This window comes from Hyalangium ruber (assembly GCF_034259325.1).
Lineage (GTDB): Bacteria > Myxococcota > Myxococcia > Myxococcales > Myxococcaceae > Hyalangium_A > Hyalangium_A rubrum.
In genome coordinates this window covers 196,224-211,807 of record NZ_JAXIVS010000011.1, presented here as the reverse complement: position 1 = coordinate 211,807, position 15,584 = coordinate 196,224, and the positions used below count along the sequence as shown (strand labels likewise).

Genomic DNA, 15,584 nt, shown 5'->3' with positions numbered 1-15,584 from the left:
CCCAGGCTCGAGCAGAGCCCTCCGACCAAGCGCGGCATGCCCTAGAGTAAGGAGGAAATCGGGAGTTGAAAACTGCTCCGAGGCCGAAAAATCGGCCCTCGGTGCGATTTCGCTGAAATCTCGCTGACTTGCGGGAGTTTGCCGGGGGGTTGATCCGCCCCGGAACCTACCTCACGGGGCGTATGGGTCCCTCAGCGCGCCGGGGTGGCGGGACACTCGCCCCCGCGATCCACGTAGGCGATGCGCCCCAGGGTGGGGACGGTGATGGGCTTCTTGCGCGCCTGCCAGTACGCGACCAGCTCATCCCTCAGGGTGCCCGGCCGTGTCAGCCCCAGATCAATCCGCCCGGGGGGGAGCGGATCCAACGCGGGGCCCAGTCCATCCCCGCCCCGGGCCAGGAAGTCGGGCATGACGACGCGGTAGAGCTTGCCGGGCTCCAGCTTGCGACCGTTGGGGAGGGTGGCGCCCTGGAAGCGCTCCGGCCCCGGGCAGCGGGCCAGGGTCACCTTCAGCCCGGAGACCTGGAAGACGCCCTTCTTCTGGCCATAGACGAGTTGGAGCAGGCGCTTGAGCTCGTCGCCCGACATGGTGACGAACGCCACGGTGTTGTCGAAGGGCAGCACCTCGTACACATCGCCAAAGGTGAGCGGGCCCGCATCGATGTCCGCGCGCAGGCCGCCTGGGTTCAGCAGCGCCACGTCCGCGCCCACGGCCTCCCGGAACGAGTCGGCGAGGAAGTCTCCGAGCACGCTCTCGGCCTCGTAGTTGCGCTTGAGCGGAACCGGAATCTGGACCCCCAGCTCGCGGCGCTGCTCCTGCTCCACGCGCTCGAGCGCCGGGGCGATGAGCGCCGACACGGTGGCGTCCGGCTCCACGGGCTTGCCGAGGAAGGTGGCGGGCACGAGCTTCACCTCCGCCTGGTCCCGGAGCTTGCGCCCATCACAGCTACCGCTTGCCGCGTCCACCTGGACACAGAGCGGGACGGCGGCGTGGATGGCCGTGCGCTCCTGCAGCACCTTGCGGCTCACCGGGTCCACGAAGAGCTCGATGTAGCCGAAGGAGCGCCCCAGCCCGGAGGTCTCGATGACCGGCACGCCGTGGATGAAGTGGCCCATGACCTGGTGGGTGTGCCCCGCCACCACCGCGTCCAGGGTGCCCGGGGGCAACTCCTCGAGGGCCCCGTAGATCTCCCCGTCCTTCCAGTCGCAACTGGACGTGTCCCGGGGGTTCTCCAGGCGCGGGCACCGGCCGCCGGCGTGCGCCACGCCGAGGATCACCTCCGCGCCGCGCTCGCGCAGGCTCCGAGCAGCCTCGGGAACCGCCGAGGCGAGGGGCTCGAAGCGCAACGAGGCCACGTTGGTGGGGTTGGTGGTGTGCGGGGTGGAGGGCGTCGTCAGCCCGATGATGCCCACCTTCACGCCGTCGAGGGTGACCAGGTGCGTGCCGTCATTGCCGAGCCACGCCGGGCGCTGGCCCCCTTCGGCCTCGCGGATGTTGGCGGAGAGGATCGGAAAGCGCGCCTGCTGGAGGCGGGCCTTGAGCGCGCCCAGCGGATCATCTCCTGGCTTCGTCGGCACGGGCGACGGCCCCACGGGGCCATAGTCGAACTCGTGGTTGCCGATGGCGGCGGCCGCGTAGCCCAGGTGGTTGTACACGTCGACAACGACGGCACCCTCGGAGAGGTTGGAGGCGAGCGTGCCCTGGAAGAGATCGCCGCCATCGAGCAGCAGCACCCGACCTGGGTTGTCCTCGCGCAGCCTGGCGACGTAGCCGGCGAAGGTGGCCGCGCCGCCCTCCCGGATCTCCACGCCTCCCTGGAGGGAGGTGCGGTGAGGGGCGATCCAGCCGTGCAGATCATTCGTGCCCACCACGGTGAGCCGCAGAGGCTCTGGGGGAGCAGCGGGGGCTGCCGGCGCGGCCGTGGCCGCTACGGGTTCCGAGGTCTGAGGAGCGCTACGGCACGCAGAGGCGCCGAGGGCCATCACCGCGAGGGAGAGTGGGAGTCGAAGCATGAGGGCGGGCACTTCAGCGCGGCGCACGCCCGCTGGCAACCCGCATCAACCGCGCCGCCTGCGGCCACGCAGCGCGAGCCCCACCACCAGGAAGAGCACGGTGCCGGGGACGGACGCCGCGGCACAGCCACAGCCCCCCTCCTCCGAGGGGATCGAACCGCCCCCACCGCCCGAGCCGCCGCCACCACCGCCGGGCTTCCCTCCATCCGTCCCGCCATCGACGCCTCCATCCGGGCTGGGCTGCGCACTGCTCCGGAGCGGCGGAGAGAACGCGCTGGCGACGCTCTGCCAGGAGACGAGCTTGTGGTTCTGGGTGGGATCGTTCTGCGCGTCATGGACGACCACGATTCCCCCGGGGAAGGCCGTCCCCAGCGCGCGGGAAGAGACCTCGATGGAGTTCGGGCCCGTCACGGCGTCGATGGTGCCGCTGGCCTGGACGCTGAAGGCGCCCACGATGTCGTGCGGGGGCTTGCGCTGGAAGAGGACGACCCGGTTGCCCCCCGCGCTCGCGGCGACGAGGTAGCCGTCTCCATCGGCCAGGGCGTAGAGCGATAGCCCGCCCAGCGGTACCTCGAGGAACCCATTGCTGGGGGTGGCCACCCGCTCGCGCGTGGAGCCCCCATTGGGCTCGGCGGAGTAGCGCCAGATGCCCTCATTCTGCTGGGCCACGAAGAGGGCGCCCTGCTGATCGTCCGCCACGGCGCCGGAGACCGCGCCGCCCACATCGAAGTTGCGCACCGCCGCGCCCTCGACGCCACCGTCCTGGTTGGCGCTCAGCTCGAGCTGCTGCACGGTGCCAGCGGCGTTGACGGCGAAGGCATAGAACCGGCCGCTGGAGGCGCTGCGGTAGAGGGCTACCGTGCGCGGCTCGAAGTTCGGAACGCGCAGCGTGTCCATATCCACCCGGCGCAGTCCCAAGGTGAGCGGATCCACCACGTACGCGTTGAGCGCCCGTGACGCATTGGCCACCACGATCAGGGGCGCGTTGGCGCCCGGGAGGGCGAAGCTGTCGTGTACGTCCACTCCGAACGACACCCCCTCGCCCAGGCGTACCTCCTGCTCACCTCCGTCCAGCTTGTAGGTGGTGAGACCCACGGTCGGGTCCGACACGATGAGGAGGCTGCGCTGGGGAGCCGCGGAGTTGGGCCAGAGCGCGACGTCCAGATCATCGACACCCCCACGGGGGACGACTTGCGTCTCACCCGCGGGATTGACGGCAACCGTCTGCGCACCAGCGGAGAGGCCCGCCAGGGACGCGAGCACGACGAGGAGAGTGGGAACACGCATGACGGCCTCTTGGGTAGGGTAACTCGCCACCCAGGGGGTGGCCGGTGCAATCGATCCGCGCTCGGGAGGGTTGGCGCAAGGAAAACCGTCGGGTACAACCGCGCCCCTTTCGTCCAGGGAACACTCAGCATGACCACCTATCGCGCGCTCATCATCGACCCCCCGGCTCAGAACGGCGACTCCGGAGCGAGGAACGCCCTCTCGGCGGGTGGGCGCTAGATGCGGATCCTGGTCACGGGAGCGGACGGGTTCGCGGGGCGCCATCTGTGCGCGCTGCTGCGCGCGGCGGGAGACGAGGTGTTGGAGGCGCATGGTCCACGCGCCGAGGGCGTGAACAGCCACGCGCTGAACTTCGACATCACGGACGAGGCGGCGGTGCGGGCGGCGATGGAGCGGGCGCGTCCGGAGGGCATCATCCACCTGGCGGCGTTCAGCTCGGTGGCGCGAAGCCATGGCAACCCGACGCGGGTCTTCGCGGTGAACGCGATGGGGACGGTGAACCTGCTGACGGCGGCGCGGGAGAGCGCCTCCGAGGCGCGCGTGCTGCTCATCAGCTCGGGCGAGGTGTACGGGCCGGTACACGAGGGGGCGCGCGCCACTGAGGAGCAGCCGCTTGCGGCGCTGAGTCCCTTTGCCACCTCGAAGATGGCGGCGGAGACCGCGGGCCGCCAGTTCCACCGCAGCTACGGGCTGCGGGTGGTGGTGGCGCGGCCCTTCAATCATCTGGGTGAGGGGCAGGATGCGATCTTCGCGGTGCCCTCCTTCGCCGCGCAGCTTCGGGCCATCCAGAAGAGCAAGGGAGAGCCGGTGCTGCGCACGGGCAACCTGGACTCCATCCGCGATTTCTCCCATGTGGGAGACGTGGTGGCCGCCTACCGCCTGCTGCTGACGGCGGGAGAGCCCGGGCAGACGTACAACATCTGTAGCGGCGAGGGCCGCACCATCCGCTCCGTCTTGGAGGAGATGCTGGTGCTGTCTGGCGTCTCGGCGCGCATCGAGCAGGATCCCGCCAGGATGCGCCCCTCGGAGATTCCCTACTCGGTGGGCACGCCGGACAAGCTGCGGGCCCTGGGCTGGGAGCCCAAACGCACGGTGACGGAGGCCCTGCGCGAGGTGCTCGGCCCGACCGGGCTCTAGCGCCTACTGCTGCTCGGACGTCTCGGGGCGCCGGGGTGGAAAAGAGGGCCAGTAGCACCCGTTCTTCCACTCATACGCGTTGTCCCCGCACGGAGGCGTCGCATCCCGAAGGCCCACCCAACACCCTCCGTAGATCTCCGTTTCCGGTTTCTTGCACGGCGGTCGGCGCTGGCCGGGAAACGGCTTCTTCGGCAGGTCGAGACCGAAACCCGCCCGCTTGGACTCTGGCATTTCCGTCGCCCCACGCACCGTGGCCGCGACGTCCCCGAGGGCTGAGGTCCCACCATCTCCATCGCGCGCTATCTGGGCCACGTGCGCGGGCCGCCTGACCGGCTCCACGGTGCCCGCCTCCCACGCCCGCACCGCCAGCCCTCCGCCCATGGCCGCCGCGGTGAGCCAGCCCATCCACGGCAGCTCCCGGCGCAACTGGCGGACCCACACCCTCTCCGCAAGGGGCTCTTTGGGTGGATGAGCGCTGATGGGCTGATCCGCCTTGCGCCCAGCCTTCCTCACCGCACGTTCGAGGGCCTGTGCCACCTCCGTCGCGGTGCCCCGGTCCGAGGGCTTCTCGGAGAGCAACTGGCGGATGAGCGCCGCCAACTCCCGGCTCACCGTCACCTGGGCCTCGGGACGCAGCTTCTGCGCACACACCAACTGCGGTGTTTCCTCTCCCGGCTTCCAGTCCAAGGTCTTGGGGTAGTCGCCGGTGACGAGTTTGTAGGCCATGACTCCCAGCGAGTACATGTCGTCCGCCGGCTCCGAGGGGTAGCGCGCCGACTCCTGGTCTCGGAATCGCCACTGGTGCAACTGTGCCTGCGGGCTCGCGTACTGAGGTGTCCCCGGCGCCTTCGACTGCCGGGTCAGCATGCGCGCTCCGGGGTACCACGCCGAGCCGAAGTCCATCAGCATCGCCTTGCCCCGGATCGTCACCAGGACGTTCAGCCCTTTGACGTCCCGGTGGACGCCTCCCACCTCATGTGTGGCCTCCAACGCTCGCGCCACCTGCGCCAGCAGCTTCATCGCCTCACGGGAGGTGAAGCTGTTGTGCCAGCGCCATTGGTACAGCGGCTCTCCGCTCACCCACTCCATCACCAGATAGGGGTAGGAAGCGCCGTTGGGCAGCGTCCACTCTCCCGAGTCCAGGAGTCGCGGCACATTCGGGTGGCGGAGACGCGACAGCATCTCCACCTCGCGCTCGAAGCGCAGGTCCCCGGCATAGCGCGCGACCTTCAGGGCGAAGGGCCCTGAACCTCGCTTCCCCACGGGATCAGCGTGATAGACGGCGCCGTAGGAGCCACGACCGCGCCAGCGCACCGTCCGCCAGTTCCCCACCTCGGTGCCAGGCGGTAGGTCGGAGGGATCCACCGCGCGAAATCTCTCCATGGGACTGCTCCTATAATCCATTCCGCAGCAGCGCTACACCCTCTTCCTACCTGATTTGTCTTCCGTGAGAAAGACGACCTCTGGGATGGGATGCGGGTTGGCCGCACAGGGATGCCTGGCTGAAACTTGGCCGTCCTTCCTTCCTGGCGAATCCCGCCCGTTCGTCCGACGGCGCCGGTCCTGTCTTCTCTCACAACACCAGTGTCACGCTCGGACATCATGTCCCGCTTCATCCCCGTGGTGCTGCTGCTCCTGCTGTCCTCGGCGCTGCTGGGTTAGCAGTTGCAGCGACGAGGAGGCTGTCGCCGTTGAAGAGCTGCGCCGGGACGTGGCGCCTCCCTTCGACTACAGCCTGTACTGCGACCCTCAGGGGAAGCTGGTCGGAGAGCGCTCCGCCGTGCTGCTGGTGTACCGCTCCTCCCACCTGGAGCGCGTGTATGCGGACGCTCAGCTGGGCACCGCGCGCGCCCTGACCCTCTTCGCCCAACTGGAACACACCGTCCAAAGCTCGGGTGAAGTGCTGGCCAATCGTGCCTCGGGACTGGTGTGCCACTCGCTGCCTGCCTGCACTGTGAAATGGCACTTCCTGGAGGAGCTGATGCCCTCACGTGGGCCTGGAGGCATGCGCCTGCGCCAGCTGATGGCCGACAGCTTCTCCCGTCAGGCCAGGCTTCAGAACGTCAAGAATGCGGTCATTGCTGGGGCACTGACGGTGTTGCTGTCAACCACCGTGGTGAAGGCCAGTGCGGCGGGCGCGGCGGAAGCCGAGGCTGGCGCAGCGGAGGCAGGCGCAACCGCAACGGAGGCAGCACAACTCGCACGGCAGGTCTCCCTCGATCCCAGGCTGGTGCTACCGAGGGGAGAAGCCCGCCTGGCAGTGGAGGAAGTCTCCGCGCTGGAGGCCCGGCTGCCGGAGGCGCTGAAGGCTGCGGCACGCCACCCGCCCCAGGTGGAGGTGCTTGCGCGCTTGCGGCCCTCTCTGGAGCATCCACCCGTGGGGATGTCAGCGAATGCCCCACGGTGGATCCGATACGTGGAGTACTGGGAGCGGCGCTACGAGCACCTCGCAAGCCACTCTGGGCGGACCGAACTCAAGTCACCCCTGACGTGGGAGAGCTACTCGACCCTGCTCGGTCGCTTCCAACGGGCACTGGAGTTCCAGCGCAGTACCACCCAAGCGCTCCAGCAAGAGGCACTGGCATCAGGGCAGCGCCAGTGGCTTCGCGGAATGGAGCGTCCCATCGTCGCGGAGAACGTGGGCCTGGCACATGAGGGCACCTCTACCCTCAGCTACGTAGACCAGCTCGTCGTGGACCAGGCTTCTCTACGTCCTGGCATGCGCCCTTCGCTCCACACCTTCAGCAACAAGCAGCACCACTTCTCGGCCGTGAACGAGAGGGATGCCATCAAGCAGGTCCGACTCGACATCTCCGAAGCTCAGACCAAGTATGGCGGAACTGTGGAGGTGCGCAGGCCCGGTCACCCACTCTTCGGGCGCAAGGTTGTCGTCTCCCGGGTGCATCTCGTCTATGACGGAACGGGCATTTCACCCGCGTTCATGGAGACGCTCTCCGTGGAAGCGCGTACCCGCGGAGTCTCACTCCATTTCCATGTCCCCTGACGAATGGAACAGGTCTGACCGTTTCCTTCTTCGCCTCTTCTCTTCCGTCAACCCCATGGACCGGGGTTTTGAAGGGCTGGAGCCCGTGCTCGAGGTCTTCGAGTCACTGCCTGAGGACCTCCGGCCAGACAGGATGGCTCACACTCGGCGTGGGCTGAAGTACTCGCGCCAAGCGCTGCGCAAGCGACTTCATGAAGCGTCCCTCGGCAACACCTTTGACCTCATGCTGGAGCGCTCCCAAGCTCCAGAGATCCTCCTCTCCCTCACGAGCAGGACGGACGACGAGGGCGTCCTCTGCACGATCAGATTCTCCATCAGCCCCCTCTCCTTCTTCAGGGAAGCCAATCGAGCCGAGCACCTCGTCTCGTTCGTTCGCGCGCTCGCCACCCGCCTTCCGCTCTCTTTCGCGCTGGGCCACAGCGCTACCGATCTCTCCCTGGGTACCGACCCACAGGGAATGGACACGAGCACGTCTCAGAGCGTCCATGAGGCCTTCTGGCTCAACGTGTACGGCCCACGCATGGTGGAGGAACTTGGCCGTCAGCGCGTGCTGTCCACCCCGGCGGCCCTCATGGAAGAACTCTCCGGAGGCGCCATCCTCTGGCTCACCCGCCCCACCCCCGCGGACTTCGACTCCGAAGAAGCCCGCGTGGCGCAAGCCCGCGCCCTCGTCCACCTTCGCCCCGAACTCAGCTTGGAAGCGACCCTGGACACCTTGCGCCAGCGCTCCCTGGCCTTCTCTCCAGTCCCCATCCAGTTCGATCCCGACGTCGCCGACATCCTCCTGCGCGCGGTGGACTTCCTGGGACTGGCCGAACGGCGCAAGAACGTCGAGAACTTCAACCGCTATCGTCCTCCTCCCGTCTCCGAGTGGCTTCCTGCCTCCCAGGCCCCTGCCTCCGATGTGGACGATGCGAAGGCCGCCATCGACACCTATGAGGGGCTGTACGCCGAACAGCTCATCGCGCTGTTCCACACCGAGGAGCCCTCGCTCATGGAGAGCTCCTTGGAGGCCCTGCCGCGCGTGGACTTCCGGCTGTGGCACTTCCGCTGGGCCAAGAACCTCTCGGAAGAACAGCGAGAAACCCTGGTCGCGGCCCTCGGCGCCTGGCTGGGCCGCCACCTCGTGCATTTCCTGGGCGGCCGCTGGGTGCCCCGGCGCAAGCTGGAAGAGTCGGCCGTCATCATCGGAGACCGAGCCTGGCTGCCGTTCCTCCGCGCCCGACATGCGCTCCAGAGCCCGGAGTCAGCCCTCGACTCCTCCTGCTCCCAGTTCTTCCGCACCGCCCAGCGCCTCGCCAAACCCCAGGCCCACTGAATTCTTCAGCGCTCCCGAAGCGCGGCCTCGTACGCCGCGAGCGTCTGGTCCGCCGCGCGCTTCCAGGTGAAGGCCTCCGCCTGGCGCCGGCCCTTCTCCGCCCATTGCCGCCGTTCCTCCGGAGCGCGCAGGAGCCGGTCGATGGCCGTCGCCAGCCCTTCCGCGTCATCCGGCCCCACGGCGGGCGCCGCATCGCCACACACCTCGGGCAGCGAGCCTACGTTCGAGACAATCGTCGCCGTCCCCAGCCGCATGGCCTCCAGCGGTGGCAGCCCGAACCCCTCCCCTCGCGACGGGAAGACGAACAGCGCCGCGCGCCGCATCAGCTCGTAGAAGACTGGCGCCGACTGGTACCCCAGCGGGCGGATGTCGAAGCCCTCGGCCCGCATCCGTCCCACCCGCGTCTCCACCGCCCCTGAACCGAACCAGCTCTGCCCCGACAGCACGAGCGGCACACTCCGCCCTCGCGCGCGGAGTCGCTCCATTGCGTCGAGCACCAGCCCCACGTTCTTGCGCACATCCAACGAGCCCGCGTACAGCACGAAGTCCTTCGGCAGCGCCAGCGTCCGCACGAAGGTCTCCCCCGTGGCATCCAGGCGCTCGGCATCCACGTGGTCCACGCCGTTGTGGACTACCACCGTGCGGTCGGCGACCTCGGGGAAGCGCGCGAGCAGCTCGTCCCGCGTATGGGCGCTCACGCACACCACCCGGTCGGCGATCATCAGGCTGCGCGTCAGCCACAGGCGGAACTGCCACCGGAACGCCGTGGACACCGTCTCCCGCATCGTCAGCGGAATCAGGTCATGCACGGTGAGCACGTACGCCTTGCCCGGCACCCGCGTGAGCGGCAGGTTGAAGTTGCCCAGCGCATGGAAGAGCCTCGCCTCAGAGCCCCGCAAGTCCCTCGGCAGGCGCGCGAGCGTGTAGCCGGTCCGGCCCATGTGCCCCCTCGGGTGCTCGCCCGAGAGCCGGGCTCCAAAGCGCTCCAGGGAGGCGCCCTGTTCTTCCAGAGCCGAGGCCAGACAGCGGGTATACAGGCCGATACCCGTGGTCGGCTCGTCCCAGAGGCTCGCGTCAAAAGCAATGGGGCCGATGGACACGGTGCGCCTCATACCACGGGCGTGTGATAGGCAAGGCAGCCCATGGCGGTCCACCAGTTGATTCCCAGCTTCGTCCCGGGCGACGCCACCGGACAGGCCGCGTTGCACCTCCAGCTCCTGCTGCGCCGGATGGGTCATGCCGGCGAGCTCTACGCGGGCGAGGTGGGCGCGGGCCTCGAGTCGCTGGCGCACCCCGTCTCCGCCCTGCGCCCGGCCCCCGACGACTGGGTGCTCTACCACCACGGCATCGCCTCGCCGCTGAGCGGCCGGCTGATGCACCTGCCCTGCCGCCGGGGCCTCGTCTTCCACAACATCAGCCCGGCGCGCTTCTACATGGGCACGCCACTGGCTGAGGCGCTCGTCTCCGGGCGGGCCCAGCTCGCCGCCATGGCGCCCTTCGTGGAGCTGGCCATCGGCGTCTCGGACTTCAACGCCGCGGAGCTGCGCGCCGCCGGCTACCGCAACGTCCACACCGTTCCCCTCTTCATCGAGCCGGAGCGCTTCTCGAAGGGCTACGCGGACCCGGCCCTGCTCCAGCGCCTGGAGGGCCCCGGCCCCGTGGTGCTGAGCGTGAGCCGGGTGGCCGCGCACAAGCGCTTCGAGGATCTGCTCGCGCTGCACGCGGAGCTGGTGCGCATCCGCCCAGACGCGCGCCTGCTGCTGGTCGGCGGCTACGAGCCCGGAAGCCGCTACTTCAAGTCCCTGCGGCGCACCGCGCGCGAGCTGCCCGGAGTCCACTTCCTGGGGCGGCTGAACCACGCGGAGCTGGTGGCTGCCTACCGCTCCGCCCACGTCTTCGTCTCCATGAGCGAGCACGAGGGCTTCGGAGTGCCGCTCATCGAGGCCATGGCGGCCGAGGTGCCGGTGCTCGCCTTCGGCGCCGCCGCCGTGCCGGAGACGCTCGGGGGCGCGGGCATCGCCTTCGATCAGAAGCACTTCGCCTTCCTCGCCGAGCTGGCGGCGGAGGTGAGCGAGAACACCGAGTTGCGCCAGCGGCTGCTCGCCGGCCAGGCCCGCCGCCTCGAGCACTTCTCCGCGGAGAACAGCCAGCGCGCCCTGGAGAAGGCCCTGGGCGAAACCGCCCCGCCCCGCCGCCCCGCGCGCAAGCCCAAGCGCCCCCGCGTGGCCATCGTGGTGCAGCGCTACGGAGAGGTGACGGGAGGCGCCGAGCGCCACGCCCAACAGATCGCCGAGCACCTCTCGCCCCACTTCGCCCTCACGGTGCTCACCACCTGCGCCAAGAACCACCTGAGCTGGGAGAACGTCTTCCCGCCGGGTCCGGACCGGGTGGACGGACTGCCGGTGCTGCGCTTCCCGGTGACACGCACGCGCAACATCCGCCCCTTCAACGGACTGTCGCGCGCCGTGTTCGACAAGCCCAACGAGCGGCTGCGCGAGGAGCACTGGGTGGCCGAGCAGGGCCCGCTGTCCCCGGGGCTGCTCTCGCACCTGGAGACGGCGCGCGCGGACTACGACGGCTTCATCTTCTTCACCTATCTCTATGCGCCCACGGTGTGGGGGCTGCCCATGGTGGCGGACCGGGCGATGATCGTCCCCACCGCGCACGACGAGCCGCCCATCCGCTTCGGCGTCTACGCGGACGTCTTCGAGCGCCCCCGGGTGCTCATGTGCAACACGCCGGAGGAGATCTCCCTCATCGAGCGCTTCTACCCGAACCACGCCAGAGCCCGGGTGGTGGGAGTGGGCGTGGACCGGCCCGCCGCGAAGCCGGAGCGCTTCCGCGAGAAGCACGGCGTGCATCGCCCCTACCTCCTCTATGTGGGGCGGCTGGAGGCGGGAAAGGGCATCCCCGAGCTGCTCTCGCACCACCGAGCGCTGAAGGCGGGCTACGCGGACGCGCCGGATCTCGTCCTCGCGGGCGAGGCCCACATGGAGCTTGCCGGCGAGGGCGTACGCTACGTGGGCCGCATCGACGAGCAGGACAAGCAGGACGCGCTGGCCGGAGCGCTGGCGGTGGTGGTGCCCTCGCGCTTCGAGAGCCTGTCGCTGCTCACGCTGGAGGCCTTCGCGCAGTCCACGCCGGTGCTCGTCAACGGCCACTCGGAGGTGCTGCGCGGGCAGGTGGAGCGCAGCGGCGCGGGTCGGACCTACGAGAACCTGGACTCGTTCATCTCCGGCCTGCGCGAGGTGGGCGAGCAGCGCGGCCCCATGGGCAAGAAGGGGCTGGCCTACGCGAAGAAGCACGCGTGGCCCAAGGTGGTCGCCGCCTACCAGGAAGAAATGGATCGCATCCTCGAGGAGAAGCGCCGATGAAGCTGTTGGGACGGGACATCCCCGCGCGTGAGCTGATCGCCCGCATCGAGGAGCGCCTGCGCGTTCGCGGCCTCCCCACCTCCGAGCCCGCGGACGTGCCCGAAGAGGGCGTCGAGCCCCGGGTGGATCCGCTCTCCTTCCACCTCCAGGCGATGGAGGAGCACGCGGACCCGACCCGGCCGCTGCCCCTGCACACGCACCGGGGTGGCGTGGGCCAGCTCGTCCTGGTGGCTAAGTGGGCCTTCCGCAAGACGGCCCAGGTGCTCATCAACGAGACGCTCGGCCGCCAGCGCGTCTTCAACGGGCACGTGCGCCAGTCTTACGCGGAGCTCTCCGCCGAGGTGCTCCGCTTGCGCCGGGAGGTGGAGCAGCTCAAGTCCGCGCAGGGCTCCGCCTCCCCGCCTCCCGAGCAGCCTGTCGTCCCCTCTCGTCCCCGTCGTCCGAAGTCGAAGTAGCATGCGCGCGCCCCCGGGCTCCCTATGACCAGGCCATCGAAGCAGCCGCGGCTGCTCATCTTCGTCATCGCCTACTACGCCGAGTCCACCCTGCGCTGGGTGCTGGAGCGCATCCCCGCCTCGGTCTTCGAGACGTACGAGTGCGAGGTGCTCGTGGTCGACGACGCCTCCGAGGACCGCACCTTCGCCATCGGCCGCGAGTACCAGGAGCACCACCCGGACATCCGGATGACGGTGCTGCGCAACGAGCACAACCAGGGCTACGGCGGCAACCAGAAGGTCGGCTACTCCTACGCCATCGCCGAGGGGTTCGACTTCGTCGCCATGGTGCATGGCGACGGGCAGTACGCCCCCGAGGAGCTGCCCCGGCTGGTGGAGCCGCTGCGCGAGGGCCGCGCCGAGGCCGTCTTCGGCAGCCGGATGATGGACCGCTTCGGCGCGCTCAAGGGCGGCATGCCGCTCTACAAGTACGTGGGGAACAAGATCCTCACCACCGTGCAGAACGCGCTGCTGGGCACGCGCCTGTCCGAGTTCCACAGCGGCTACCGCGTCTACTCGGTGAAGGCGCTCGAGCGCATCCCCTTCCCGCTCAACTCCAACGACTTCCACTTCGACACGGAGATCATCCTCCAGCTGCTCAACGCGAACGCGCGCCTGCTGGAGCTGCCCATCCCCACCTACTACGGGGACGAGATCTCCCGGGTGAACGGGATGAAGTACGCCCGGGACGTGATGCTGGCCACGCTGCGCAACGTGTTCCACCGCGCGGGCCTGCTCTACCAGCGCCGCTTCGACCCCATCAGCCAGGCCAACCACCACTACGATCTCAAGCTCGGCTACGCGAGCAGCCACTCCTGGGCGCTGGACGCGGTGCCCTCCGGGGCGAAGGTGTTGGACATCGGCTCTGGTCCTGGCGGCCTGGCGCGCGAGCTGGTGAACAAGGGCTGCACCACGGCGGTGGTGGACCAGCACCCTCCCACCGAGCCGGACCCGCGCATCCAGGTACACCTGCAGAACCTGGACGAGCCGCTGCGCTTCGACGTGCATGACTACGACCACCTGCTGCTGCTGGACGTCATCGAGCACATCAAGGACCCGGAGCGCTTCCTGGCCGAGCTGCGCCAGCAGTTCGACTACACCCCTCGGAAGCTGGTGCTGACGACGCCCAACGTGGCCTTCATCGTCCAGCGCCTGATGCTGCTGGCCGGGCAGTTCAACTACGGCAAGGCGGGCATCCTGGACCGGACGCACACCCGCCTCTTCACCTTCCGGAGCCTGCGTCACCTGCTGCGCGACAACGGCTTCCGCATCAAGGACGTGCGCGGGGTGCCCGCGCCCTTCCCCAAGGTGCTGGGCAACGGGGTGCTGGGCAAGGCGGCCGTCGGCGCCAACCTCGCACTCATCCGACTGAGCAAGACGCTCTTCTCGTACCAGATCTACGTCGAGGCGGAGACGACGCCCGACGTGAGCTTCGTGCTCAAGGACTCGAAGGAGCGGAGCGCCCTTCGGGACCAGCAGGCGAAGGCGACGCCGCAGCCAGCGCCACACACAGGGCGCCCACCACGAAGTAGTAGTAATTACTGAAGGCCTGTTTGTTGAGCGCGAAGAAGACGCAGTAGACGAAGGCCAGCGCGGCGGCGAACCCCGCGGGAGTGCGTGGCGCCCGCCAGAGCGCCAGCGCGAGGGCCACGGCAACGCCCGCGAAGGCGATCCACACCGGCGGCTGCGGGTGGCCTTGGGACACCCACCACGACAGGTAGCTCAGCGAGTCCATCCGGAAGGGCTGATGGAGTTGCAGCGTCACCACGCTGTGGATGAACGCGGAAGGGTTGGCGAGGACGAGCGGCAGGCTCACCCCGAGCCCGGTGGCTCCCGCGCGCCAGAGCAGCCCCCAGAGCGCCCGCCCTCGCAGAGGGGTGAGCAGCAGCACCAGCGGCACCATGAAGACGGTGTACTGCTTCACGGCCAGCAACAGGCCGAAGACATAGGGCAGCGCGCGCGGAAAGCGGCACGCACAGAAGACGCTGGCGGCCAGCAGAAGGATTAGAAAGGGCTCGGTCCACGCCTGCTCGAGGACGAAGAGCCCACGCGGTGTCATCAAGAGCAGCGCCGCCGCTCCCACTCCCAGACGCCCTCCGCGCGCGAAGGCCATGAGGCCCGCGGCCAGCGTCAGGGCCACGAGCTGGGCCCAACGGGGATCTCCTCCCAGCACCTTGCCCAGCACGGAGAAGTAGAGGCTCAGCGGCGGGTACGGGAAGCCGAACAACAGCCGTCCATCCCGAGTCAGCCCCTCTCCATAGAAGAGGCCATGCCCATAGATGTTGGGGAAGGTGATGGCGTACGGGTTGGTACCCTTCAGCAGCGCCTCCACCGCCTGGCTCTCGAAGATGAACACGTCGATGTAGGGCGAGGGCGAGATGCGCAGCATCCAGGCGCCCAGGAAGAGGTGCAGCCCCAGAAGCACGAGCACCAGCACGCGCCGAAGCCGCTCGGAGCCGGCGAGCATGGCTCCCACCACCAGCGCCTCCGCGGCCAGCCCCCAGTAGAAGGGCGCATAGGGCCAGGGGCCGTTCAGGTTCAGGTACATGCCCGGGTGCTCCAAGGCCATCACCCGGAGCTGGAGCAACAGGGCCCCTCCCAGCAGCGCCGCCAGCACGGCCTCCACCCGGGGCGTCCCGCGGCCCAGGCGCCACCCCCACACGGCCCCCGCGCTCAGCACCAGGGTCACGGAGAGGCCGACGAGGGCATCCGACCGCAGGGTGCCGTTGGTGAGCTGCAGCGTCAGCCCCATCACCGTGGCCGCCACCAGGCAGCAGGCGGAGAGCCACCAGCCCTCGACGGGAGGGGGAGCCAGGGCCACCTCCACAGGGGGAGAGGGGGCGGGGGCTTTCTCGGAAGGCACGTTCACTTCGGGTATTTCCGTAGGCAGGGCGCGCCTTTGTAGCACCCTCCCCGCCTGGAGGACCCCTGGCGACGGAAAAGCGGGCCCTATCGCTC

At 69.0% G+C, this 15,584-nt stretch carries 11 protein-coding genes; 6 read left to right on the top strand and 5 right to left on the bottom strand.

Annotated elements, in window-relative coordinates; translation table 11 throughout:
* Nucleotides 1-191: 191 nt before the first annotated feature.
* Entirely contained in the window at nt 192-2,012 is a 1,821-nt protein-coding gene (locus tag SYV04_RS29075) for a bifunctional metallophosphatase/5'-nucleotidase (protein WP_321549204.1), read from the bottom strand.
* 45 nt (nt 2,013-2,057) lie between these two features.
* Nucleotides 2,058-3,299: a myxosortase-dependent phytase-like phosphatase gene (locus SYV04_RS29070; protein ID WP_321549203.1), complete on the bottom strand. Its 1,242-nt coding sequence runs from the start codon at nt 3,297-3,299 to the stop codon at nt 2,058-2,060.
* A 219-nt stretch (nt 3,300-3,518) separates the two neighbouring features.
* Here SYV04_RS29070 and SYV04_RS29065 point away from each other — a divergent pair, with 219 nt between their 5' ends.
* Complete coding sequence (locus tag SYV04_RS29065; RefSeq protein WP_321549202.1) at nt 3,519-4,436, top strand: GDP-mannose 4,6-dehydratase; 918 nt, start codon at nt 3,519-3,521, stop codon at nt 4,434-4,436.
* A 3-nt stretch (nt 4,437-4,439) separates the two neighbouring features.
* On the opposite strand, the gene SYV04_RS29060 is transcribed toward SYV04_RS29065, so the two are convergent.
* Nucleotides 4,440-5,819 carry a serine/threonine protein kinase gene (locus SYV04_RS29060; RefSeq protein ID WP_321549201.1) on the bottom strand — a complete coding sequence of 460 codons (1,380 nt, stop codon included), beginning with the start codon at nt 5,817-5,819 and terminating at the stop codon, nt 4,440-4,442.
* Nucleotides 5,820-6,147: 328 nt separating this feature from the next.
* Between SYV04_RS29060 and SYV04_RS29055 the strand changes: the two genes are divergently transcribed.
* Together SYV04_RS29055 and SYV04_RS29050 are read left to right on the top strand one after the other, a co-directional pair.
* Nucleotides 6,148-7,440 (top strand): hypothetical protein, encoded by a 1,293-nt coding sequence (locus SYV04_RS29055; protein WP_321549200.1) that lies wholly within the window; start codon nt 6,148-6,150, stop codon nt 7,438-7,440.
* 133 nt (nt 7,441-7,573) lie between these two features.
* Nucleotides 7,574-8,758, top strand: a complete 1,185-nt coding sequence (locus SYV04_RS29050) for a hypothetical protein (RefSeq protein ID WP_321549199.1) — start codon at nt 7,574-7,576, stop codon at nt 8,756-8,758.
* Nucleotides 8,759-8,763: 5 nt separating this feature from the next.
* Here the strand turns inward: SYV04_RS29050 and SYV04_RS29045 are convergent, their stop codons facing one another.
* The gene (locus tag SYV04_RS29045; RefSeq protein ID WP_321549198.1) at nt 8,764-9,858 is read right to left on the bottom strand and encodes a glycosyltransferase family 4 protein; all 1,095 of its coding nucleotides are present in this window, start codon (nt 9,856-9,858) and stop codon (nt 8,764-8,766) included.
* A 42-nt stretch (nt 9,859-9,900) separates the two neighbouring features.
* Here SYV04_RS29045 and SYV04_RS29040 point away from each other — a divergent pair, with 42 nt between their 5' ends.
* The 3 genes from SYV04_RS29040 to SYV04_RS29030 are packed head-to-tail and all read left to right on the top strand — an operon-like array spanning nt 9,901 to nt 14,171.
* Nucleotides 9,901-12,132 carry a glycosyltransferase family 4 protein gene (locus tag SYV04_RS29040; protein WP_321549197.1) on the top strand — a complete coding sequence of 744 codons (2,232 nt, stop codon included), beginning with the start codon at nt 9,901-9,903 and terminating at the stop codon, nt 12,130-12,132.
* A complete protein-coding gene (locus SYV04_RS29035; protein ID WP_321549196.1) occupies nt 12,129-12,587 on the top strand; it encodes a hypothetical protein in 459 nt (152 codons plus the stop codon). Before SYV04_RS29040 ends, SYV04_RS29035 begins: the two co-directional genes overlap by 4 nt.
* Nucleotides 12,588-12,611: 24 nt before the next feature.
* Nucleotides 12,612-14,171, top strand: coding sequence for a bifunctional glycosyltransferase/class I SAM-dependent methyltransferase (locus tag SYV04_RS29030; protein WP_321549195.1), 1,560 nt, complete (start codon nt 12,612-12,614; stop codon nt 14,169-14,171).
* On the opposite strand, the gene SYV04_RS29025 is transcribed toward SYV04_RS29030, so the two are convergent.
* The gene (locus SYV04_RS29025) at nt 14,065-15,489 is read right to left on the bottom strand and encodes a hypothetical protein (RefSeq protein WP_321549194.1); all 1,425 of its coding nucleotides are present in this window, start codon (nt 15,487-15,489) and stop codon (nt 14,065-14,067) included. The two genes, SYV04_RS29030 and SYV04_RS29025, sit on opposite strands and share 107 nt — an antisense overlap.
* Between the last annotated feature and the right edge of the window lie 95 nt (nt 15,490-15,584).